A 22922-nucleotide genomic window follows, 5' to 3' on the forward strand; every position below is an offset into this window, starting at 1 on the left:
CCCTAAGACGACCGTTTCACATTCCATCGAACAACGAGCTTTTCAAGCCCGGCAATGAGCCAAAAGAACAACAAACTAATCACAACAATGATTAGTATGGCGACAAATTCACGATCTGCACGAAACCCTGATTTCTGCAAAATCATATAATAGCCCAGGCCGACACCGCCGCCCAGCCATTCTGCAATGACAGCCCCCATCACGCTGTAAGTAGCGGATATTTTCAGTCCGGTAAACAGAAACGGAAGGGCGTGCGGCAGCTCTAATTTATAAAAAATCTGCCGTCTGCTGGCGCCAATCATTTGCATATAGTTGTACATGTTTCGGTCCGTCTGCATAAATCCGTCCAGCGTTGACATCGTGACAGGAAAGAAGCAAACTAGTGCGATTAGAATAATTTTAGGTAAGATGCCGAAACCAAATAAAATAATGAGCAGAGGTCCCAGCGCGATAATCGGGACATTTTGCGACAAGATCAGGAGCGGATAAAATCCCGCCTTCAGAAAAGGCACTCGATGCAAGCAGCTTGCTACGATGACGCCTCCTGTTACACCAACAATAAACCCTATTAACATTAAACGTACTGTAGCAAATGTATGCATCCATACCCGTGGCATGTCCGTTGTACCGTCCTGCCAGATCTTGAGTGGACTTGGAAGCAGCCAGCTTGCCGTTCCTCCCCAAGTCACCGCAAGCTGCCAAATAAGCAAGAGAAGGATGACCACAACAATCGGTGGCCACCCTGCTTTCAATCCGTTCTTCAGTTTCATTATCTGTATTTCTCCGTCAGCTTGTCCATCGATGCGCCAGACGGGTTAAAATAGATTTTCACTTGCGAGATCACGTTAGGGCTGCCCATCTCAATCATCGCTGTGTTCATATCTTGAATGATCAGCATAAGCTGATCCAGTTCCCCTTCCATCGTCGTTTCGAGCGGAGAAACGAAATATTTCACACCTGACTTAGCGATGACTTCAATCGCGCGATCCACATAAGGAATCACATCTTCACCGTTTTTTGTTTTAGGAATAATTTGAATACTTACAAGTGCGTTAGCCATCGTAAAAGCCCCTTCCGAGTCATAAAATTATTTCGTGCCCGCAGGCAAGAAATTGTTCGTAAACGCTGCGTCTACATCAAGATTTTTCTCCAAAAGCTTATGCTCCAACATCCAGTTCGCGTAATTTTCCCATACTTGACGTTTTTGTTCGCCCCAACGCGGCGCATCATCCTGATAACGAGGGCTGAGCCATTTTTGGCTGGCCAACACGAGTTTGGCATCCAAGTCAGGTACAGCTTTGATCAAAATATTGGCGGCATCCTCAGGCTTGCTGATTGCGAATTGATAACCCTTGGCCGCTGCCGCCGTGAACGCTTTAACGAGCTCCGGCTTCTCTTTAATCAGTTTTTCGTTTGTTGCTAATACAGGAGTATAGTAGTCCAGTTTATCCGAATATTTGTTCAAATAAATCATGTTCAGCGGCTCTCCGCGAAGCTCGGCGTCCACACCTGTCCAAGCATAATAAATCCATGCGAAATCGATATCTCTTTTGACCGCTGTGAAATAATCGGCATCACCGATATTTACGTTTTTCACTTTGCTTGGATCAGCTTTCTCGGATTGCATCAGCGAGTCGATCATTGCGCTTTCCGCCGGGGCTCCCCAACCACCGTATGTTTTGCCTTCGAAATCCTTAGGTGTTTTAATGTTTTTCGCTACCGGTGAAGCAAATCCCGATGTATTATGCTGAATAACAGCTGCAATGGAAACGAGGGGTACACCTTGGATGCGTCCCTGCGTAATGCTTTCTTGATAAGAGACCCCGAATTCAGCCGCTCCTGAAGCAATCATCGCATCGGCTCCGGCTTCGCCAGGCGCAATAATTTGAACATTCAGTCCTTCTTGTTCAAAAAATCCTTGGTCTTTCGCCACATACAGACCCGTATGGTTGGTGTTCGGCGTCCAGTCCAGGACAACCTTTACATCCGTCAGCGGTTTAGCCGAAGCGGCTGGAGTAGCAGAAGTAGCCGGGCTAGCCGGATTGGCGGGTTTCGCCTCTTGTTTCCCGCAACCTGCTGCAAGGACAGTCAAGCTCACGAGCATGAGTGGTGCAATTTTTTTCCAGTTCATTTCTTGTTTCCCTCTCCCTTATATCTATATAACCACAAGAAAAAGCTCCCGTTATCCGGGAGCGCCATTGGTAGAAAGATGATAAACCCATACAAAATTAAGAAATAGACAAACATTTTGTGTGAATTCTCTACGCTGGCATTACCCAGATCAGATTAACGGTTAGTGACATTTCGGTCACAATCTCAGCCTGACGACTCAAGCTCCCGTGGGTTCTTATTGGTTTGATATTACCATACCGCATGTTCGCTATGAATGCAAACAAAAACCACCATTCCTATTCACAGAAATCGCGGTTCTTATGAACATTCGGTTACTTTTTCTTCTTATCCATCGATTAATTAACAAGCCATTCCTTCAATTGCGAACCCAGCCGTTTCGCATCCTGATAACCCAACTCGTGTAAAACTTCGAGTTTCTTAGGATTTTTCTCCATCCGGCCTACCAGCACCTTGGACGATGGACGAATGACGATCGCGCTGCCATCCGCTTCCATTTGCCTAACGAGCTCTAGCGTGCCATTATAAATTTCACTGCGATTAACTAACACATCCACCAAGCCATCATATTTCGGGTAAAAGCTTTTAGCTAACCAGCGCTGTTTGAATGGGGTCTTGCGATAACCCATCTCTTTGGTTAGTACGATGATATGCTTTCTGTTCCCGTCTGCGACCGATTTTCTCACAGGGATTGGATCTACCAAGCCGCCATCAAATAAAGTACGGCCATCATAATGAATGGGCTGAGCAACAAACGGCAGCGAGCTTGATGCTTGAACGATCGGCATCGTTTGCTGGTCAAGTTGATGCTTCGTATAATAGACCGGTTCTCCTGTATGTGCATCAGTCGTTCCGATAGCGAATTGCTGAGGGGAACGATAGAATGCATCGTAATCAAACGGCACTAATTTATTAGGCAATTCATTGAAGATAAAATCCATGCCAAATATGCTCTTATGACGCAATAAATTACGATAACTTAAATACCGATGATCCCCAATATAGTCAATGGTCACTTTCTTATTGCGACCAGGTTGTTTCGAAATATAGGATACCGCGTTGCAGGCTCCGGCTGATACACCAACTACATACGGGAAATACCAATCTTGTTCCATAAAGTATTCCAAGACTCCCGCGGTGTATACGCCTCGCATACCTCCACCTTCCAGTACGAGTCCAATTCCTTCCATCGTGACACCTTCTTTCTGTCTATCTCTAGCCCTTTATTAGCATACAGGAAATGTCAATTAAAATAAATGCTCCTCCGTCTCCGTAAGAGTGACAAAGAAGCAGGTTCAAGCTCTTTTTTTATATGGATTCGGGGATTACCCCATATAATCCGCGTTTTTGACCCAATTCCCCAAGCCTATAAGAAAAGGCTGCTCGCAGGTCTATCGTGACCTTTTGAACAGCCTTACCGCTTTAACTATGAATTCGTTTTGTTAATGTTGTTTAAACTAGGTGGAAATTCAGCAGCATTTTGCTTCTTTAACGTCTGAGCTTCTTCCATCAAGGAAGCGTCATTCTGCTGATTATTCTTCTTATCAGGACGATTCACTTTGGTCATTGCCTTCACCTCCATCATCTCCCACCTAGTATGAGAAGGCTGCCGGCTAATTATGCTTTATCGATCCTTAATGCCGTTAACGTTGTTCTCTGTATAACTCCTTAATCACCAGAAATTCATCCAAGTACTCCAGAAAAAGATCCACAACCACAGGGTCAAAATGGCGTCCGCGTTCTGATTTCAATAAATCCAGCACCCTATCCAGCTCCCATGCTTTCTTATAGACACGATCACTGCACAGTGCGTCAAACACATCGGCTAACGCCGTAATACGCCCATAGACGTGAATATCCTCTCCACGAAGTCCATGCGGATACCCCGAGCCATCGAAACGCTCATGATGCTGCTGCGCAATGATTGCCGCAGCGTTCAACACTTGCTTGTTCGAATGCTTCAGCATTTCATAACCCAAATTCGAGTGGGTTTTCATAATTTCGAATTCTTCCTGTGTCAATGGGCCCGGCTTGTTCAGGATCGCATCCGGAATTCCGACTTTCCCCACATCGTGCATCGGCGAGGCTAGACGAATAACTTCTGCTTCTTGCTCTGACAATCCGTATTTTATCGCCAGCAAACGCGAATATTCCGCTACTCGCTTCACATGATGCCCCGTTTCCCGGGATCGTGTTTCGGTGATTTCACCCATCGTATAGATGATTTCTTGCTGCGTGCTTTCCAACTCTTCATTCAAATATATATTCTCAAAAGCAACGGAAACGTTCGTGCAGTAAATATCGATCAAATACCGCTCCCACTCGCTCAGCTCTTTGAAGCCATTCATATAAATGACATTCTCCATCCCCATCTTGCTTTGAAAATAAATCACAAAACGGTCAGAAGCGAACGAGCTTTTTTTCGTTAAAAAAGCGAGCTCAATTTCACCGAGTACGTGCTCGGGAACGACATCACGCGCTCTTTCATCCTGATTGGACGCATAGTCGCCGCTCGCAGCTAAGATATAAATATCCTCGACACCCTTTGTTACGGCAAAGCTGCAATGAATGGCATTTTTATGCAAGTTAACGATCGAGGTCATTTGCGTTAATACGCCCGAGGCAAATTTCTTCATAGATTGCAGCTCAAACAGCGTTGCTGAAGATTTAATAATTTCCTCCAGGCCTGATCTGCTTTTCTCAATTGTCTTCAAATCCCGATATGAGCGCAGCGCGGTAACGACGGTCGTGAACAGCTTTTGGGTCGTTAGCTCGGTTTTCTCTTTGTAATCATTAATGTCATAATCCATTATGACTGTACGCTCAGGAGCTTGACCGGGCTGGCCTGTACGCAAAATAATGCGTATCGCTGTATCTTTTAATTCCTCGCGTATATATCTTACAGTTTGAAGCCCTGCATCTTCCTGTTCCATCACTACATCGAGCAAGACCAATGCTGCATTAGGCTGCTCCTGTAAGACTTGTTTAGCTTCCGCAGCGGAAAAAGCACTGTGAAACTCCAATTTCCTGCCATCAAACTCGAAATCCTGCAAAACCATCTTCGTCACTTGATGAATCTGTTTTTCATCATCGACAATTAAGACAACCCACGGTTCCTGTTCCATCACAACATCATTTGTGGGAACGTTCTCTTCCTCATCAGCAAAAAGAAGCTCATCCAGGTCCATTAACCCATCCTGTCTCGTCATAGCTCTGACTCCTCCTCTAACGGAATCGTGATCATAAACAAACTGCCTTGTCCCAGCGTACTCAAGCACTGGATGTTGCCACTCAGCGATTGCGTGACAAGGTTATAAACGATATTCATCCCTAAGCCGGTGCCGCCTTTGCCGCGGCTGGTCGTAAAGAAGGGATCAAAGATATGATCCAGTACATCCTGCGTCATTCCCTTGCCATCATCGGAATAAGCGATCCGAATATGGTCTTGGTGTTCAGTGACACGAATGCTTAAGCTGCCTTCATCTTCCGGCCCATAGGCATGATTCAATGAATTCATGACTAAATTCGTAACAATTTGCGATAACGCTCCGGGATATGTATAAAGATTAAGACTTTCATCACAATAAATATCTACACGAAGTCTCGTTTTCTTCAGTGATGGCTTCAAGCTGGCAACGATTCCTTCTAGGTACTCCCGCAAAAGAAACGTACGTTTCACTTCCACGCTCTGATCGACAGAAATTTGCTTAAAGCTGCGCACTAGCGAAGAGGCGCGTTCCAAATTCGTCTGGACCATGGCGTTCGTTTCACCAATGATGGAAAGAAACTGTTCCAAATCAGACTTTTTCATTTTACCTGTTTCATACAAGCTCCGGAAATCCTTCGTCTTCTGATCCAAATAGGTGATCGCGGTAACTCCTATGCCAATGGGCGTATTAATTTCATGGGAGACACCCGCAACAAGATTTCCTAAGGCTCCCATCTTCTCGGATTGAACCAATTGATCCTGCGTAATTTGCAGCGTGTTGAGCGCCTGCTGGAGCTCCTTATAGCGTTCATCCAGATTTTTTACCATATCATTAAAAGCCTCGGATACTTCCGTAATTTCGGGAGAAGTCTGAAATTGCAGCAGCGGAAGCTCCCCGCCCTGCTTGACAATCACAGCAGCTTCGCGAAGCTTGCTTAAAGGTCGAATGACAATTGTGCGTAAGATAAGCCATAGCAAAACGGATAAGATGATAGCAATGCTAATGCCTACAGCTAAAATGAGCTTCGTGCGCTTCTTAAGCAGCACAGATTCCTCGGAAGAGTCGAAAATGACTTCCACGGCTCCAACAACCATGCCATCTTCCTGCAGCGGCGCAATGAGCCTTACAACCGGCTTCTCGCTTTTCGCCATCGGCTGCCGGTCTACGATCGTTTTGTCCTGCTTTGGAATAATCACGCTGGATGGATCTAGACGCTTGCCGACCTGTTCGCGATCAGAAGCAGCCAGAATGGCTCCGTCTTTGCTGTAGAGCTTCATTTCGAGAACCCGCGTGTTTTTATATTGAATATAGTCAAAAATTTGCTGCACATCCGAAATCGACCGGGATTCCTCGTAACGTCCGTTGATGGCGATGGTCATGCCGCTAATTTGGCTCACGTAAGCTTCTTTGATGGATTGATTTAAACTCTTCGTATCGAACACCATCATCGTCGAAATCATAATGACTGTCACCGATGTAATCAGAAATACGATTCGTTTCTGTAAACTGAGCTTCTTTCGCAGTATGGGCATATGCAAGAGGCTCCTATTTGACGTCGAACGTTATCGATTTGCTAACGTCGTAAGGCGTATGGTCGTTGTTATGTAAAGATACTTTGACTTCATGCGGCCCCTTGCTCAAATGATCCAGCACTTTCTGCTTGTCCGTCACGACAATTTTCTCGCCTTTATCCAGGGAAATATGGATGTGCCCTTCCCCTTCAACCCGTTGTTGATCATAATGCTCCTTCGAAATCTTCAGGTCCGTCGTCATCTGCAGCGTTACGGCATCGCCATTGACAGCCGCACTGACTTCTAATGTTGGCGTATACGTATTTGTCGGCGCTGTACTCGTTTTCGCAGGCCCACATCCGGAAATGACGATGGCCATTGCAGCTGCCAAGCAAATACTTTTACAAATTCTCATCTTTTCATCCCCTATTTAATCGTCAAATGTCTATTCATGCAAGGATATGTACTCAAAAAAAGCTATCCTCTTTAGCTTATGAATATTCATAAAGTTTGTCCACTTATATTTTGGAAACAAAACCCTTTGTTAGAACACTATTCAATGTATTCTTAATTTTCAGACTTTTCTTGTCGAATTGTCATGAGAACGCTCACATTTTGCGCTTACCCAGGAAATAATTTCATTTCCCGAATGAAGAATGATTTCCCCAGCTTTGGAGCAATGTAGTAAAGTCGCTGTTCATTTTAAAACAACTACATTCTTAGGAGGCTCTCCCCTATGTCCGACACCCGTGATTTTTCGATGCAGGTTCAACATGCCATTGACGCAGCAGATCAAGCCATACGATTGGCTTCGGATGCTGAGTATAAACTGCAAAGAGCCATCATGCAGGCTCACCCTCAAGATATACAATCGGCTCAAGCAGCTTTGACGCAAGCCAAACACAAAGTTAGAGATGCTCAGGCCCAGCTTCAAACCTACAATAATGCGCAGTATGGGCAGCAAATCCAGCAAACGATGGAGCAATTGAACCAAGCTTCTCAGGACGTCGATGCCAATCAAGTAAAATTTCACACCCCTAAGCAAATTCGGTAAACATCGGTTCTACGTAAAAGGTGATCGAAATTCGATCGCTTTTTTCTTTTTATATGAACAATATGTTAAACTACTGGGGAAGGTTTTCAAGTTATTTGGGGAGGCACTACATTTCATGCTCGTTATCGGAATTGCCGGAGGTACCGGTTCAGGAAAAACTACAGTAGCCAGATCGATCATTAATAAACTGGGATCCACGAACGTGACATTAATTTCACAAGATAATTACTATCTTCATCATAGTGGTCTTACTTTTGAAGAGCGGGAGCGCATTAACTACGATCACCCGCGCGCGTTTGAGAACGAGCTGCTGCTTAAGCATCTGAATGAATTGAAGAACGGAAACGCAGTCAATATCCCTGTATATGATTTCTCGAAACATGCGCGCTCGCAAGAAACGATCCGAGTTGAAGTTAAGCCAATTGTGTTGCTAGAGGGCATCCATGTATTAACCGATGAAGATCTTCGAAGCGCTTTGAATATCAAGGTGTTTGTTGATACGGACCCGGATGTGCGTATCCTTCGCCGACTTTCCCGGGACATTAATGAACGGGGGCGTACGCTGCAATCGGTCTTCGATCAGTATTTGACGACGGTGAAGCCTATGCATGATGCTTTCATCGAGCCTTCCAAGAAATATGCGGACATTATTATTCCTGAAGGCGGAGAAAACCAGATCGGTATCTCCATGCTGACCATTCTGACGGAACGTTATATGACGGATCAGGCTGCTGATTATGAAATAGGTTAAAACAAGAAAAAGACACTCTCGCCATTGCTGGTAAGAGTGTCTTTCTTTATGCCGTTGTTTCACGGCGAAACATAAGCCCAGAGAGTGCAAATAGGACGTAAATAAGACTGAGCATATAAAAAATGCTGGCCACATTCGAGTAACGAATAGCTATTCCTCCGATTAAAGGGCCGGCAATGCTCCCGACACTGTACTGAATAGACGCCAACACATTGGCCGTGGGAAGCAGATGTCTAGGTAAAATGTCTGCCGCGTAGGCAAGTCCAAGCGAAAAAAACGAGCCTACCATACCTCCGGCAATGGCAAATAACAAGCCAATCAGCCATAGTTTCGTTCCTGCAAACGGAATACATAGAAAGGCTAGCGCGCCAATAAGCCCGGATGAGATGAGGATTTTCTTCCTCCCGATGCGATCACTCCATATGCCCAGCGGCAGCTGCATGATAAGGCCGCCTACCCCCATGACAGGCAATAGAACTCCAATGTTAGCCTCTGACAGACCTATGCGTAAACCGTAGAGCGGAAAGTTGCTGTTCATCGAGGCTTCCATATACCCATATAAAAGCGAAGTAATCAGTGGAAACCAGGCCATCGCAGCCACTTTTGAAGCACGCTTATGTACAGCTTCCACCCGTTCGCCTCTTTCAGGACGATCATTTTTCAGCCTTGTCATCAGCAGCAAAATGACAATAAAAAAGCTGCTTGTGTTCAGAAACGGCCCCCAAATCCCCACTTTTAAAAGTGTAATCCCAACTGGCCCTAAGCTGAATCCGATGCCGTAGGCCATTCCGTACAACGTGATATTGCGTCCCCTATGCTCTTTGGGGCTGGACGTTACAATCCATAGCTGTGTGGCATAATGAAGAGCGCTATCCCCTATTCCTACCATTAAGCGAAGCACAAACCAGAATCCGATATGCTGCCAGGCAGGAAACAAGCAGTTCGCCGCGATGACCAGTCCCATCCCAACCATAATAACCGGCTTATAGCCAAACCGCCTGACCGGCTTTTCGATGAAGAACATCGTCGAGAAAATACCGATATACAGAGCAGCGGCATTCAGGCCATTGGCATCTGCAGATACCCCCGATCGATCCAGCAAAATCGTAAGCAGCGGCAGAAGCATGCCTTGGCTCATGCCTGCTACAATAATGACCATAATTAATATGGTTAATTTTTGAGGGGCTAGCCCCTCTTTAAGAGCCTTTTCCAAAACGAACAGTTTCCCATCTTTGAGTGTAATCGTGCAGCTTGGCATGGAGCGGGACATGGAACTGCTCATGAATGTATAATCTTAGGTTCTTAATCCATTCCTTAAAGGACGGATACGTAACGAACAAATTGGCATAGCGATCACTTAGGCATAAAAAATAAGGACCTGATGATTTCTCCGTTAAAAAATGCAAGGAAGTGTCCAGAGGGGTATATTTCTTACGTTTTCCCTCCCATGTGTCTACATCCACTTGAACCGAAGTGTTCACTTGTTTCACAAGGCTTTCCAAATGCTTCACTCTGGCATAATAGGGCATACTGGTCGTAATAGCCATTCTACGAAGCGTTTCTTCATGCTGCGGGTAAAAGATGGCTCTGACGAATTTCTTCTCCTCCGCCCATGCCGTAAATGCCTGCATGTCGGCTTCCGTCCAATCTTCGAAGGTTTCGAATACAAACACCGTGCCTTTGTGCGTTTGGGCAGGGGGTTCATACCCGAAAGGCACTTTAATCTGCTCTCTTGCCATGCATGTCCTCCTCTTGATGTTTGATGTGATCAAGCAAGTCTAGTTCTTCACAATTCTCTATTGTAGCATACCCTTTAAAGTTCTATGAAATGAGGGCTCAATTGGCTTTAAGGCTCCCATTGCGATATACTTTCTAAGTACTAATTTTCAATTAAGGGAGACCTATAGAATGAGAGATCCACGACTTCAAACATTTGCCCGCAACATTATCCGCTACTCGGTTAGCCTTCAACCTGGCGAGAACATTCTGATTGAGATGATTGGCGTCAAAGATCCCGAACTAGCCAAATGCTTCATCGAAGAAGTATATGCCGTAGGCGGCAAGCCATTCATTGAACTGCGTGATCCTATGGTCATGAGAAGCTTGCAAATGAAAGGGACTCAAGAACAATTTAGTGAATGGGCTGATTTCGAGCTTGCCCGCATGAAGAAGATGGATGCTTATGTAGCCGTTCGCAGCGGAGATAACATTACGGAATCGTCCGACGTGCCAGATGAGCAAATGCGCCTGTACTTGAAATATTTCCAACGTCCGCTCTTTGACGAGCGCATTAACAATACCAAATGGTGTGTCATGCGCTACCCGAACCCTTCCATGGCCCAGCTTGCAGGCAAAAGCACCGAGGAATTCGAAAACTTCTACTTTGATGTTTGCAACCTTGATTACAGCAAAATGGCGACAGCTATGGAATCGCTGGTAGACCTGATGAAGAGAACAGATAAAGTTCGCTTAGTTGCCAAAGGCACGGACATCTCTTTCTCCATTAAAAATATTGGCGCAGTTCCTTGCTCCGGGCTGAGAAATATCCCGGATGGCGAAGTGTACACGGCTCCGGTGAAAGATTCTGTGAACGGTGTAATCAGCTACAATACACCAACGATCTACTCCGGCACCTCCTTCGAGAACATCGTGCTTCGTTTCGAAAACGGGCGCATTGTGGAAGCGACCAGCAATGACACCAAGAAATTAAACGATATTCTGGATACGGATGACGGAGCGCGTTATATCGGTGAATTCGCTATCGGGGTGAATCCTTATATTCAGCATCCGATGAAAGACATTCTTTTCGATGAGAAGATTGATGGCAGCATCCACTTCACGCCAGGCCAAGCCTATGAAACCGCGGATAACACGAACCGTTCTTCCGTTCATTGGGATATGGTCCTGATCCAACGTCCGGAATACGGCGGCGGAGAAATTTACTTTGACGATGTGCTTATTCGCAAAGACGGACGTTTCATCCTACCGGAGCTTGAGAAGCTGAATCCGGAAAACTTAATGTAATCAAATAAGCAGTTGAGGCATCCGGAACGATCGGATAGCTTCAGCTGCTTTTTTATGTAATGGCATTAAATTTGGCTAATCACTTACCCAAGCCAATGAAACATGACGTCTTCCGGCGACTCATCTAAGGTCGGCCGCGTGGCAGGAATAAGCAGATTGATGTCCTTCAGCTGTTCATGGCTTGCCCCAGCCCATGTCGATGCCTGGATTTGTACTTCTGCGCCCTTAGGTACAAATGGAAAGAGCTGCTGCACGTCCCCGTTCGTCAATCGCACACACCCCAGCGATTTGTCCGAACCGATGGAACTCTCATCGTAAGTGCCGTGAAGCGCAATTGCCCCCAACCCCAAACCGGCTTCCCCGTAACTCTGTGTGCGGCTTCCCTGAGGGTTTTGCACGCGGTCCTTCACGAGGAATTGACCTTGCGGTGTGCGGTCATTTGCGCCAAGGCCGATTTCTTTATCCCATAAAATATAATCTCCGCTTACGAGTTTGAGTTGATGTTCCTTTTTATTGATTTCAATATGAACGGGGTCGTACGGGATATCTTGCATATCAGCGGAATTCGCATAGAACATCTGCGAAGGGTTGGCCGCATCCGGTGCGTACACCCAGCCCCCATTCCCCGTGAAAGCCTCAGAAATGCCATTAGAGCCCGTTGTCGCTTCCAAAGGGATAAAGCTAAGATAGTTGTTCGGATAATCCTGCAGCAGCGCATCCAGACGGGCTGGCGGGCTGCCGTGATCTTTGGTGTATGCCGCCAGTGCCGTGCGAACTAAATTAGCACCAATCGCACTTAGCGGTTGGTGCTTTCCAAATTCGGTATTCAAGAAACGAATTTTTACGGCTTCATCTGTCGCAGGATGGTATTCAGCAACGACCACAGCACTCTTCGTCAGCTCCTCGTCTCGGAGCAGCATGGTTTTCCCCTGAGCCGTGTTATCCTGGGAAATAACGCCGTAGATCAGGATGTTCGTCTTCGGCATTTCCTTCGCCAGCTCCAGCGCTTGTTTGTGCAAGGCGGTTTCAATCGCTTGGTTCTCGGTCTCAGGTGCGATGTACATCACGAAAGGAGCGTCAACCGTTTCGTAGGTAATGTCGCTGCCAGCGCCCCAGACCTTCATCGTAGAAATGGTTTTGTAGAGCGGATTACTCCCCGCAAACAAAACGATTAACAAAAGATTAAGGACAAGTAGAACGATGAGCAGCGTTTTCATAAAAGGCGGCAAAATTCCCTTCGCTTCCTCCGGGAAAGCTTGCTGCATGTTCATCGCATGTGCGGCCTTCTCCTCTTCGATGTCGCGAATCGCTCGATTCGCGGCAGAATAGAACGGGGACGGGTAGGTGCGAAGAACTTCCTTGTAATGAAAAATAGCTCGCTTGAAATTCCCTCTTTTTTGAAACTTTTGCCCGATTTTATAATGAGCTTCCGGTGAAGTCGCATCCAGATACCGGATCACCTTCTCATAGTACATCGGGTCGGATGGAGAAATGAACAAGTTCTTGCGCAAATGAATGAGATTGTCATCGAGATGGTTACGAAATCGCTGGTTACGGCGTATCATTCGGCTCCTCTCCGTTCAATAGATTAGCTTGTCCATAACGGATGACTGATACGTTTAGTATCTCTGATACATAATGTATCATGTTAGCAACATGAAAACAACCCCTTTCTTGCTTCCTGAAAGCACCAGCATGAACCTTGTCTAATTAGCAAAAGCTGAATCTCGGAGGTGATAGAGATGAGTGGGAGAAACAGCAAACCGAAAAACAACGGACCATCCGGCAGCCCTTCTCGACTGGATCAATTTGGAGACAAAGCCGCCCAACAAGATAAACGTGAAATGAAAGAACGCAATAACAAGTCATCCTGCTAAGCTCCTAATAGGAAAAAGACGCCCCTTCCCGCGCGATCGCGGTTTAGAGCGTCTTTTCCTTTTAACCTTTGTATTAATGCGCCACTTGGTTGTAAGTCATGATCCAAATGGAGCCGCCAACGATGGTCACGAGAATAATGAGACCAAAAATCAGCGTCATAATATTCCAACGCGCGTTCTCGCCTTCCTTCACATGCATGAAGAAGAACAATTGCACCGCAAACTGCAGAATAGCCATGATGAGAATTAAAACCAGTGTACCAGTCTTACTCATCATGTGGTTCATAACAACAACCAGTGGAATGATGGTTAAGATGATAGAGAGCGCGAAGCCGATGATATAAGATTTTAACGACCCGTGCGCATGGTTATCGTGAGTTCCTGTATGGTGTTGGTGTCCGCTCATCTTACATCACCCCCATCAAATAAACGATTGTGAAGACAAAGATCCAAACGACGTCAAGGAAATGCCAGTACAAAGAAATAATTTCCACTTTGCGCTTGGTTACAGCTGTAATGCCTCTGCGTCTAAGCTGCAGGATTAACCCGATCATCCAGATTAATCCCACTGAAACGTGAAGCCCGTGCGTCCCTACGAGTGCAAAGAAACCGGACAAGAAAGCACTTGTACTAATGGATGCTCCCTCGTGATTCACCATGGTAACGAATTCCGATACCTCAAGCCCGACGAAAGAAGCCCCTAGAATAACGGTAACAATCAGCCAGCCGATTAACTGCTTCATGTTCCCCTTGTTCATGCCTAACACCGCTAAACCGCTCGTAAAAGAGCTGGTAAGCAAAATAAATGTCTCAGCGATGATACCCGGCATTTTGAAAAGCTCTTCCGGTGTAGGTCCCCCATTCGTATTCTGATGAAGAACCATATATGTGGCGAATAAAGATCCGAATAAGATGACATCCGTGATTAGAAAAATCCAGAATCCGAAGGTCTTGAGCGATTCGTGATCATGTTCATGGTCGTGTGCATGAGCGTCGTGCCCACCGTTCGCGGCTGCATGTGCCATTAGACTTTCGCTCCTTTCAATGCGGCTTCTGTCCGTTTAATTTCGTCAACCGGAATGTAGTAGTCCGTGTCATAAGTAAATGAACGAGCTATCATACAAACTCCGACACCGATCAGCGCTGGAATCGTAAGCCACATCCAATCCCATACGAAACCAAATCCTGCGAAGAACCAAAATGCAGATTTAAGGAATGGAATAGCCGAATTTTTTGGCATATGAATCGGTTCATAGACGACTGGTGCCGCCGCTGCTGCTGCTTTAGCTTGGGTACCTTGCTTCTGCTTCGTCTCCCACCATGCATCGATCGTAGACACTTGTGGAAGTACAGCAAAGTTGTAAATTGGCGCAGGTGAAGGAATCGACCACTCCAGCGTACGGCCATCCCACGGATCTCCAGTCACATCCGGCTCTCTGAACTTAATGGAGTGGGCAATTTGCCATACTTGGAAAAGGAACCCGATCCCCATCAAGAAACCGCCGATGGTGGATACCAAGTTGAGCGGTCCCCAGCCCATATCGAAATCGTACGTATACGTACGGCGAGTCATCCCGTCTAAGCCTAAGAAATATTGCGGCATGAAACAAACATAGAAGCCGATGTTCCACAACCAGAAAGCCCATTTGCCTAAGTGCTCGTTGAGCTTGAAGCCGAACATTTTCGGCCACCAGTAGTACAAACCTGCGAAGTATCCGAAAGCTACACCGCCAATTAAAACTTGATGGAAATGCGCGATCAGGAAGTAACTGTTATGGAATTGGAAGTCAGCAGGTGCAACAGAAAGCAAGACCCCTGTCATTCCCCCTACGACGAAACACGGTATGAACGCAATCGTCCACATCATCGGCGTCGAGAAACGAATTTTCCCTCTGAACATGGTGAATAACCAGTTAAAGACTTTGACCCCGGTAGGAATCGCAATCAGCATCGTCGTAAGTGCGAAGAACGCATTGACATCCGCGCCTGAACCCATCGTGAAGAAGTGATGCGCCCATGTGAAGAAGGACAACAAGCTGATGATGAACATCGCGAAAACCATGGATTTGTAACCAAACAATTTCTTCTTGGAGAACGTTGCAACGATTTCCGAGAAAATCCCGAATGCCGGAAGGACAACGATGTAAACCTCAGGATGTCCCCACATCCAGATCAAGTTGATGTACATCATCGGATTTCCGCCGCCATCCAGCGTGAAGAAATGCGCACCGAAGAAACGATCCAGGAACAATAATGCTAGAGTAACCGTAAGAATTGGGAATGCAAAGATAATCGTGACGCAGCTGGAAAATACAGACCAAGTAAACATCGGCATTTTCATCAGCGTCATGCCTGGCGCACGCATTTTGATAATGGTGACGATAAAGTTAATCCCTGTCGCCAAACTACCGATACCTGAGATTTGAATCCCCCAAATATAGAAGTTCTGTCCGACGCCCGGACTATGGGAAAGCTCGGAAAGCGGCGGATAGCTCAGCCATCCTGCATCCGGCGATCCGCCGATGACGAACGACACGTTGAACAGCATCGCTCCCCAGAAGAACAACCAGAAGCTAAGTGAGTTCAAGAACGGATAGGCAACGTCCCTCGCTCCAATTTGTAGAGGAACAACGATATTAAACAAACCGAACATGAGCGGCATCGCCATGAACAAAATCATAATAACGCCATGCGTTGTGAAAATTGCGTTATAGTGATCGGCTTGTAGAAACTGCATATTTGGCACGGCGAGCTGTACACGCATCAAAAGTGCGTCGACACCGCCGCGGAATAGCATTAGGATGGAACAAATGATGTACATGATTCCGATCCGTTTATGGTCAACGCTTGTTAACCACTCCCGCCAGAGCCAGCCCCATTTCTTGAAATAAGTCAGTACGAAAACCATAGCAACCATCGAGAGCCCGATACTTACCTGAGCGCCCAGAATAAGCGGGTCGCCCGTTACGAAAAACTCTGATGCGAACTCTTTAATACGATCCAACATGAGCATGACTTCCTTTCGTAAAAACTTCGTTCTATCATTTTGACATATTCATTTGGCTATGATCCATTTGTTTAGAATCTTTCGCTTCACTTTTTTCTGATGCCGATGAGGTTTTCATCGCATCATGATTGGTTTCAGAAGAAGCTCCATGACCGCTGTGAGCGGATTGACCATTCGTATATTTCGTTACCACCTTCTGGAATAGTCCGTCTGGAATGGTGGAGAAATACTGAACCTCTTTTAATTGACCAGGCTTCGCCAATTGTTCATAACTTTCCATCGTAAGTTTGGTTGGCGATTGCTTGGTTTTTGCAACAAAGGCATCAAAGTCCGCTTGGGACGTCGCATTCACGTCGAATGTCATATCGGCGAAATGGGATCCGCTAAAATTAGCTCCCGTTCCGAAATAATGACCAATCTCATCTGCCTGTAAATATAATGTCATGGCCATTCCAGACATCGTATAAATCTGTCCGCCTAACTGCGGAACCCAGAATGAGTTCATCGGAGCGTCAGAAGTCAGTTCAAACTTGATCGGTGTATCCGCTGGAATTTGCACATAGTTAAGTGTGCCAATGCCTAACTCCGGATAAGTGAACAGCCATTTCCAATCCAGCGATGTCACTTGGATCGTAATCGGAGCTTTCTCCGACTTAATCGGCTTGGATGGCTCCAAGGCATACGTATATTTAACGGTGATTACAGCAAGTGCCGCAATCATGATAATCGGTATTGACCACCATACAGCTTCTAGTGTTGTGTTGTGTGCCCAGTTCGGTTTATAAGAAGCTTTACTTCCTTCTCGATCCCGATACCGCCATACAATCCATGCCGTTAGTGCCAAAACCGGAACAAGAATGACCAAACACATAACCGTGGAGATGTACATCAAATCTTTTTGCGTTTCAGCAATCGGTCCTTTCGGATCCAATACCATTGCTTGACCGCTGCAGCCTGCCAATAACACGACGATGGCAATCATCATCAAGGGCAGCAATGCTCTTACGAGTTTTCTCTTCTTCATCCAACTAACCTCCTAATCCACAATCTACAAAGTGCTGTTTCTAAGTATTTATTAACATGCGCTTTTTTATCTAATACTAAGATAACAAATTGCATTTAAAAGTACACAGGCACTAGCAGGACTTAACAAATACGTCAAAGGATCGACGTTTTACTGTAAAACAAATGTCACACAACGTTTGTTGACTATTATGTAAAAGTATGAAAATCCATGAAAATCAAAAAGCCCTTCAAGTTATTCACCTGAAAGGCTAAATTTATTCATGATTTTTGTACTCATTCGTCCTTTGACACAGCACGGGAATGAACCAGATGAATCGCCGTGCGAATCACATAAACGAAAACACTGCCTACCATGAATCCGATTCCAATCATTAACGTAGCATTGCGATCACTGAAATGATCCAAACTCAACAAGCTTAATACTAACCCTATGCCAAGCAAAGCCCATGCCGCGATAGTCATTAACTTTACTAATGGCACCACATCACGTTCACTGCGTTCGTTACTTACGGTTACTGTTTTAACAGCCATCATCATCACTCCAAACTCAGAAGTAAAAGTCTAATACAGTTATTATAACACAAAAAACAAAAAAATGTTCATATTTTATTCACACGTTGATCAAATTTTGGACAAAAATAAAAATCTGAATTTCACAGAATTAACTATTGACTTTTCATTATGTTTATGTTATAATTAAATATTTTATTGACTTAATACACCCTCTATAGGTATGATAGTTTCATTCTTTACTATCACGTTGGAGGGATTAAGATGCAAATTGCAAACGGAATTCATATGTTGGAGCTGGAAGTTCTCATCATGGGACAAACAAACGTTATTTATCCTATCCTATTGAGCGATAGCAACGGTGCCGTATTAATCGATACCGGCTATCCAGGGAACTACCCTCTTATTTGTAAAGCATTCGAGCACGCCTCTGTCCCTCTTGAAGATTTAAAAACGATTGTGATCTCTCATCAGGACATTGACCATATCGGGAGCTTGCCTGCATTTTTATCAGAAATGCCAGGCAAACTAACCGTACTTGCCAGCCTGCTCGAGAAACCTTATATTGAAGGCGAGAAAATGCTGATCAAAGTTACGCCGGAGGCCATTGAGCGCGCTGTCGCAAGCTTGCCCGCGGATGTTTCGCCCGAATGGCGGAAAGCTTTTCGAACGAATTTAGAAAATCCTCCTAAAGGGAAAGTTCATGGCATCTTGGAAGATGGCCAGGTGCTTGCGATCGCTGGTGGCCTTCAAGTCATTTTGACGCCAGGCCATACACCAGGGCATTTGAGCTTTTATCACATACCAAGTAAAACATTGATTGCGGCGGATGCACTGGTTGTAGCCGACGGACAGTTGATGGGTCCAATACCGGCGTATTGCTACGATTATGAGTTGGCGAAGCAGTCAGTTAAGAAGTTTACCGCTTATGACATCGAAACGGTCATTTGTTATCACGGTGGGCTGTTTCATGATAAATCGAGCGCACGGATTGCTGAGCTAGCAAGTGAGCTTTGAGTGGCGAAATACGGGTCTTAAAATAAAAAGCAGGCTGCCCCCAAGGCAACCTGCTTTCCATTATGTACGTCAAACTACTTTAATAGCGTGTATGCGCCAATTACCGGCAGCGGTTTGACTTGACCTTGAGCGGCTGCAACAATGCCCAGGATGGCGAAGATGAAAAGCGCCAGGTTGGCGAGCGGCAGCAGAATCCAACCGATAATCGGGATGATCCCCAGCACTACGTTCAAGATCACGCAGCAGAGGAATAGTGTCAGCCCTTGATTCGCGTGGTACATAGCAAACTTGGAATCTTTAGCAGCAATCAGCGGGACGAAAAACAAGATATAAGCAATAATAGCCATTCCTTTATTACTTTGAATATCCGTGGAATCGTACATGGTCAGCACCTCTTTTCTCAAAGTATACTATTCCATTATATTCGGACTTTTCCATCTATTCTATTGATTTTCACACAATTCAAAAAATATTTTTCGACCAGATCCGCAAGAGTTCCTCCTCACGGGCAGGGTCCATTCCGGCTGCACACGTCGCAGTCATAGAACGATTTTGATCCCATGCCAACGTATCTCGAACAATTTCAATCAATGGTCTAGTTGTCAATCCGTTAGCAAAAGCCTTCGTATTATCCAAGGAGAACATCCCGACTAGACTATCGCTTTGAATCCAAAGCGGCAGCTCCATCCATTCTCCGACCTCATTTGCCACTAGGAACTCTTCCGGCACCCACGTACAGATAACTTCATGCTGAGTAGTTTGTGTACAAGCTTGAACAACCTCCTCCATTGTATAATCATTTCCGCTCGCATGCAGTGTGCCTACCATCTCTTGCTCCACTAAACGAATAATCCAAGCTGACAAGTCGCGCACATCAATAAATTGCAGTTTCCGTTCTCTCGGCAAAGGCACTAACACTTCACCCCCACGGTGAAAACGAGCTGGCCAATACGTAAAACGATCAGACACATCGTACGGTCCGACAATGAGACCGGGACGAATAACCAGCGTATGGTTCGGAAATTCTTGCTGAACGGCTAGTTCGCAAAGGACTTTCTTTGCTCCGTATTTCTGACCAGGATCCATCTGATCTGTCAGTTTAGCAACAGGAGCTGACTCATTAACCTTCGTTTTTTTCAGATCCTCGTAAACGGAAATCGTAGAAATGAACGTGTAGTGTTTCACTTGATTCTTTAGCTGCTTAGCGGCGGCTAAGACCGACTCAGGTTCATAACCGCTGGTATCAATCACCGAATCCCACTCACGACCTTGCAGGAGGTCTAAGTCGTTATTCCGATCGCCAATAATATGCCGAACGTTTGGAAAGGCATTGGCATCATGCAAGCCGCGATGAAACAAGGTAACGTCATGCCCCTGCGCCATTGCCGCTTCCGTTAGGGCTCGTCCAAGAAACTTAGTACCACCAAGAATGAGTATTTTCATTAGTACCCTCCATTGTTATATCTTCTAATGTATCAGTTCAGCCACTCTTTACGATCCCAATCGGACATGCGATAGCCAATCAACCAGTGCAGCTGCTTGATTTTGAATGAATCAGGAAATAAACTCAGCAATAGATTACGTAATTTTATGGTCATCGGGTTTTTCATTTGTACCATTCGGGCCATGCGTCTTGACTGCCGTACAATGCGATTAGCTCGTGGGATTCTAATCGCTTCATATGTCTTGTACGCTCTTTTAATACTAGGAAGCGTTATATCGGCAGCTTCCTTCAGACACTTTGCAAGTACATAAGCATCTTCCATCGCTTGCGCTCCGCCTTGTCCCAAATTCGGCAGCATCGGGTGTGCCGCATCACCGATCAGCACCACTCTGCCCTTGCTCCAGGAAGTAAGCGGCTCTCGATCATAAATATCATGCTTCAGAATCGCTTGTTCGTCTGTCGCCAACACTACCTCTTCAATCGGAGCATGCCAGCCGCTTAATTGCTGAAGGACATGCTCTTTTTTCTTCCGCACTTCTTGGCCTTCAGGAGCATTGATCGCAGCAAACCAATAGATTTGACCTTCGCCCAGCTGCGAAAATCCAAATCGCCGTCCACTGCCCCAAGCTTCAAAACCTCCGCCAACCTCTAAGGTGTAAGCTGGATCTACATAAGCAGCTACGCCTCGAAAAGCCGTAAATCCCGAATACGTCAGCGGACCTGCCCCGAACAAAAGCCTAACCGTATCAGAATGCAGTCCGTCTGCACCGATCAAAATATCCGCGTGATCTTCCGTTCCATCCTCAAACCGAACGCTAACACCATGCTCATTTTGTTCCATTGACATCATCTTTTTCCGATCATACAACTTCGACTCCTCTCTCAGAGACTCTGCCAAAATAGCCTGCAGCTTCGCCCGATGAATAAGATAGCTGTACGTCCCATAGCGGGCTGCTTGTTTGGCTACCGGAACGGATGTGATGGCTTGTCCATGCCAAGAGCGAATGTCCGCCATACCGACTTTGGCACCTACTTGCTTCACCTTATTGGCGACACCAAGATCATTCAAGACTTCCAATGCATTCGCGGCGATGACAATCCCTGCTCCGAATTCAGCACGCGCTTCCTTTTTCTCATAAATGACGGCTTCCCATCCGATTTTTTGTAAAAATAAAGCTGTAGTGAGGCCGCCAATTCCTGCCCCAATAATAATCGCTTTCTTGCCAGATGCAACAGACTTCATGCCATCCTCCCAAATCCAGTCATTTCCATCTACTTTATCATATTCCGGGAAAGACAAATACTCCTTAATCCAAAGACTAAGGAGTATTACGATCATGCATATTCATTGTCATTTAACGATCAATTGGCAACTTTTTCTTGCTGCACTTCTATCAGTTCTAAGTTGGAGAAAAAAAGGCTTAGTTTTTGCATTTTTTCAGAAGCAGCCAACTTCGGCAGTGGAGGGCACATCGGTTTCCCGTTATAACATACGATAAATAACAAATTCATCACCATTCCTTTATGAATTTTTTGCACAGCCTTCTTGTATTTTCCGACAAATAAAGCGCGACACCGTCAATATTCGATATGTATATGCAACTGCACGGGGCAATATGCTATCTTTTTTAAACCATTTAACCTTGTATATAATTCGAAAGACCCCCTCTGGTTAGAGGGGGTCTTCATTATTAAACAATCGCTAATTCGGAAAGTTTAGCTCGTACTCGATTCACTAATTCTTGCGCATCTTCAGGACGGTTCACAACATCCACTTGATCCATATCTACGATCAACACTTCAGAAGCGTGATAATGATTCATCACCCAGTCATCATACCCCGACCAAAGCTGTCGATAGTAGTCAACCAAGGATTGATCCTGCTCGAAGCTGCGTCCTCTTAATCCGATACGATGCATCACGGTATCAAAGGAGGCTTTGAGATAGACCATCAAATCAGGCGCTTTTTTGGGAAGCTCTGCAAGTTCAGACATCATATTGTCTGCAAGCCCTTCGTACACATCGAATTCCAGTTGAGAGATTCGCCCAAGCTCCCTATTCACTTTTGCAAAGTACCAATCCTCGTAAATGCTTCTATCAAGTACATTTCGATTATGTACCAATGCTTGTTTAATCGCCTTAAATCTTGTATTCAGGAAGTGCAGTTGAAGCAGAAACGGATAACGCTTCTTCTCAATCTCTTCCGGAGATGACGTGTAAAACAGCGGCAGAATCGGATTATCATCTACACTTTCATAGAAAACACTTGAATTCAGTTCTTTTCCAAGTAAAGTGGATACTGATGTTTTACCGAGACCGATCATTCCCCCAACCACAATCACAGCCATTGACCCCTTTCTCC

Annotated in this window: 25 protein-coding genes; 5 read left to right on the top strand and 20 right to left on the bottom strand. The window is 45.5% G+C overall.

Features of this window, described 5'->3' with window-relative positions; translation table 11 throughout:
* Positions 1–2: 2 nt before the first annotated feature.
* From AC3WTJ_RS07090 to AC3WTJ_RS07125, 8 genes are all read right to left on the bottom strand, one after another.
* Entirely contained in the window at positions 3–770 is a 768-nt protein-coding gene (locus tag AC3WTJ_RS07090; protein WP_492521239.1) for an ABC transporter permease, read from the bottom strand.
* Positions 770–1060 carry a thiamine-binding protein gene (locus tag AC3WTJ_RS07095; protein WP_492521240.1) on the bottom strand — a complete coding sequence of 97 codons (291 nt, stop codon included), beginning with the start codon at positions 1058–1060 and terminating at the stop codon, positions 770–772. Before AC3WTJ_RS07095 ends, AC3WTJ_RS07090 begins: the two co-directional genes overlap by 1 nt.
* A gap of 27 nt (positions 1061–1087) precedes the next feature.
* Positions 1088–2131 (bottom strand): ABC transporter substrate-binding protein, encoded by a 1044-nt coding sequence (locus AC3WTJ_RS07100; RefSeq protein ID WP_492521241.1) that lies wholly within the window; start codon positions 2129–2131, stop codon positions 1088–1090.
* A 337-nt stretch (positions 2132–2468) separates the two neighbouring features.
* The gene (locus AC3WTJ_RS07105) at positions 2469–3320 is read right to left on the bottom strand and encodes a patatin-like phospholipase family protein (RefSeq protein ID WP_492521242.1); all 852 of its coding nucleotides are present in this window, start codon (positions 3318–3320) and stop codon (positions 2469–2471) included.
* Positions 3321–3556: 236 nt separating this feature from the next.
* Positions 3557–3697, bottom strand: coding sequence for a hypothetical protein (locus AC3WTJ_RS07110; protein ID WP_164819706.1), 141 nt, complete (start codon positions 3695–3697; stop codon positions 3557–3559).
* Positions 3698–3773: 76 nt separating this feature from the next.
* The gene (locus tag AC3WTJ_RS07115) at positions 3774–5339 is read right to left on the bottom strand and encodes a DUF3369 domain-containing protein (RefSeq protein ID WP_492521243.1); all 1566 of its coding nucleotides are present in this window, start codon (positions 5337–5339) and stop codon (positions 3774–3776) included.
* Complete coding sequence (locus AC3WTJ_RS07120) at positions 5336–6871, bottom strand: sensor histidine kinase (RefSeq protein WP_492521244.1); 1536 nt, start codon at positions 6869–6871, stop codon at positions 5336–5338. The genes AC3WTJ_RS07115 and AC3WTJ_RS07120 overlap by 4 nt, the downstream gene beginning before the upstream one ends.
* Positions 6872–6884: 13 nt before the next feature.
* Positions 6885–7265 carry a hypothetical protein gene (locus AC3WTJ_RS07125; protein ID WP_492521245.1) on the bottom strand — a complete coding sequence of 127 codons (381 nt, stop codon included), beginning with the start codon at positions 7263–7265 and terminating at the stop codon, positions 6885–6887.
* A 321-nt stretch (positions 7266–7586) separates the two neighbouring features.
* On the opposite strand from AC3WTJ_RS07125, the gene AC3WTJ_RS07130 reads away from it, so the two are divergent.
* Both AC3WTJ_RS07130 and udk read left to right on the top strand, forming a co-directional pair.
* Positions 7587–7904: a hypothetical protein gene (locus AC3WTJ_RS07130; RefSeq protein ID WP_492521246.1), complete on the top strand. Its 318-nt coding sequence runs from the start codon at positions 7587–7589 to the stop codon at positions 7902–7904.
* A gap of 115 nt (positions 7905–8019) precedes the next feature.
* Complete coding sequence (gene udk / locus AC3WTJ_RS07135; RefSeq protein WP_127456463.1) at positions 8020–8655, top strand: uridine kinase; 636 nt, start codon at positions 8020–8022, stop codon at positions 8653–8655.
* A gap of 46 nt (positions 8656–8701) precedes the next feature.
* On the opposite strand, the gene AC3WTJ_RS07140 is transcribed toward udk, so the two are convergent.
* Positions 8702–9937: an MFS transporter gene (locus AC3WTJ_RS07140; RefSeq protein WP_492521247.1), complete on the bottom strand. Its 1236-nt coding sequence runs from the start codon at positions 9935–9937 to the stop codon at positions 8702–8704.
* On the bottom strand, positions 9852–10394 hold the full coding sequence (locus AC3WTJ_RS07145) for a hypothetical protein (RefSeq protein ID WP_492521248.1): 543 nt from the start codon (positions 10392–10394) through the stop codon (positions 9852–9854). The genes AC3WTJ_RS07140 and AC3WTJ_RS07145 overlap by 86 nt, the downstream gene beginning before the upstream one ends.
* Positions 10395–10563: 169 nt before the next feature.
* Between AC3WTJ_RS07145 and AC3WTJ_RS07150 the strand changes: the two genes are divergently transcribed.
* Positions 10564–11679 (top strand): aminopeptidase, encoded by a 1116-nt coding sequence (locus AC3WTJ_RS07150; RefSeq protein ID WP_492521249.1) that lies wholly within the window; start codon positions 10564–10566, stop codon positions 11677–11679.
* A gap of 83 nt (positions 11680–11762) precedes the next feature.
* Here the strand turns inward: AC3WTJ_RS07150 and AC3WTJ_RS07155 are convergent, their stop codons facing one another.
* Complete coding sequence (locus AC3WTJ_RS07155; RefSeq protein WP_492521250.1) at positions 11763–13244, bottom strand: L,D-transpeptidase family protein; 1482 nt, start codon at positions 13242–13244, stop codon at positions 11763–11765.
* A 177-nt stretch (positions 13245–13421) separates the two neighbouring features.
* Between AC3WTJ_RS07155 and AC3WTJ_RS07160 the strand changes: the two genes are divergently transcribed.
* The gene (locus tag AC3WTJ_RS07160) at positions 13422–13556 is read left to right on the top strand and encodes a hypothetical protein (RefSeq protein WP_258567612.1); all 135 of its coding nucleotides are present in this window, start codon (positions 13422–13424) and stop codon (positions 13554–13556) included.
* Between the two features lie 73 nt (positions 13557–13629).
* On the opposite strand, the gene cyoD is transcribed toward AC3WTJ_RS07160, so the two are convergent.
* The 5 genes from cyoD to AC3WTJ_RS07185 form a co-directional block, all read right to left on the bottom strand.
* A complete protein-coding gene (cyoD, locus tag AC3WTJ_RS07165) occupies positions 13630–13962 on the bottom strand; it encodes a cytochrome o ubiquinol oxidase subunit IV (RefSeq protein WP_157326610.1) in 333 nt (110 codons plus the stop codon).
* Between the two features lies 1 nt (position 13963).
* Positions 13964–14581, bottom strand: coding sequence for a cytochrome o ubiquinol oxidase subunit III (cyoC, locus tag AC3WTJ_RS07170; protein WP_157326611.1), 618 nt, complete (start codon positions 14579–14581; stop codon positions 13964–13966).
* Positions 14581–16563: a cbb3-type cytochrome c oxidase subunit I gene (locus AC3WTJ_RS07175; RefSeq protein ID WP_492521251.1), complete on the bottom strand. Its 1983-nt coding sequence runs from the start codon at positions 16561–16563 to the stop codon at positions 14581–14583. The genes cyoC and AC3WTJ_RS07175 overlap by 1 nt, the downstream gene beginning before the upstream one ends.
* A 34-nt stretch (positions 16564–16597) precedes the next feature.
* Positions 16598–17587, bottom strand: coding sequence for a ubiquinol oxidase subunit II (cyoA, locus tag AC3WTJ_RS07180; RefSeq protein ID WP_492521252.1), 990 nt, complete (start codon positions 17585–17587; stop codon positions 16598–16600).
* 275 nt (positions 17588–17862) lie between these two features.
* Positions 17863–18120, bottom strand: coding sequence for a hypothetical protein (locus tag AC3WTJ_RS07185; protein ID WP_157326613.1), 258 nt, complete (start codon positions 18118–18120; stop codon positions 17863–17865).
* Positions 18121–18363: 243 nt separating this feature from the next.
* Here AC3WTJ_RS07185 and AC3WTJ_RS07190 point away from each other — a divergent pair, with 243 nt between their 5' ends.
* A complete protein-coding gene (locus tag AC3WTJ_RS07190) occupies positions 18364–19116 on the top strand; it encodes an MBL fold metallo-hydrolase (protein WP_492521253.1) in 753 nt (250 codons plus the stop codon).
* 74 nt (positions 19117–19190) lie between these two features.
* Here AC3WTJ_RS07190 and AC3WTJ_RS07195 read toward each other — a convergent pair whose 3' ends face one another.
* The 4 genes from AC3WTJ_RS07195 to AC3WTJ_RS07210 all read right to left on the bottom strand — a co-directional run bounded on the left by AC3WTJ_RS07195 (position 19191) and on the right by AC3WTJ_RS07210 (position 22908).
* A complete protein-coding gene (locus AC3WTJ_RS07195; RefSeq protein ID WP_127456473.1) occupies positions 19191–19499 on the bottom strand; it encodes a DUF4870 domain-containing protein in 309 nt (102 codons plus the stop codon).
* 79 nt (positions 19500–19578) lie between these two features.
* Entirely contained in the window at positions 19579–20559 is a 981-nt protein-coding gene (locus AC3WTJ_RS07200) for an NAD-dependent epimerase/dehydratase family protein (RefSeq protein ID WP_492521254.1), read from the bottom strand.
* Positions 20560–20591: 32 nt separating this feature from the next.
* Positions 20592–21803 (bottom strand): FAD-dependent monooxygenase, encoded by a 1212-nt coding sequence (locus tag AC3WTJ_RS07205; protein ID WP_492521255.1) that lies wholly within the window; start codon positions 21801–21803, stop codon positions 20592–20594.
* Between the two features lie 448 nt (positions 21804–22251).
* Entirely contained in the window at positions 22252–22908 is a 657-nt protein-coding gene (locus AC3WTJ_RS07210) for a deoxynucleoside kinase (protein WP_407872382.1), read from the bottom strand.
* Between the last annotated feature and the right edge of the window lie 14 nt (positions 22909–22922).

The sequence above is a fragment of the Paenibacillus sp. FW101-FHT12H11 genome (assembly GCF_058790355.1).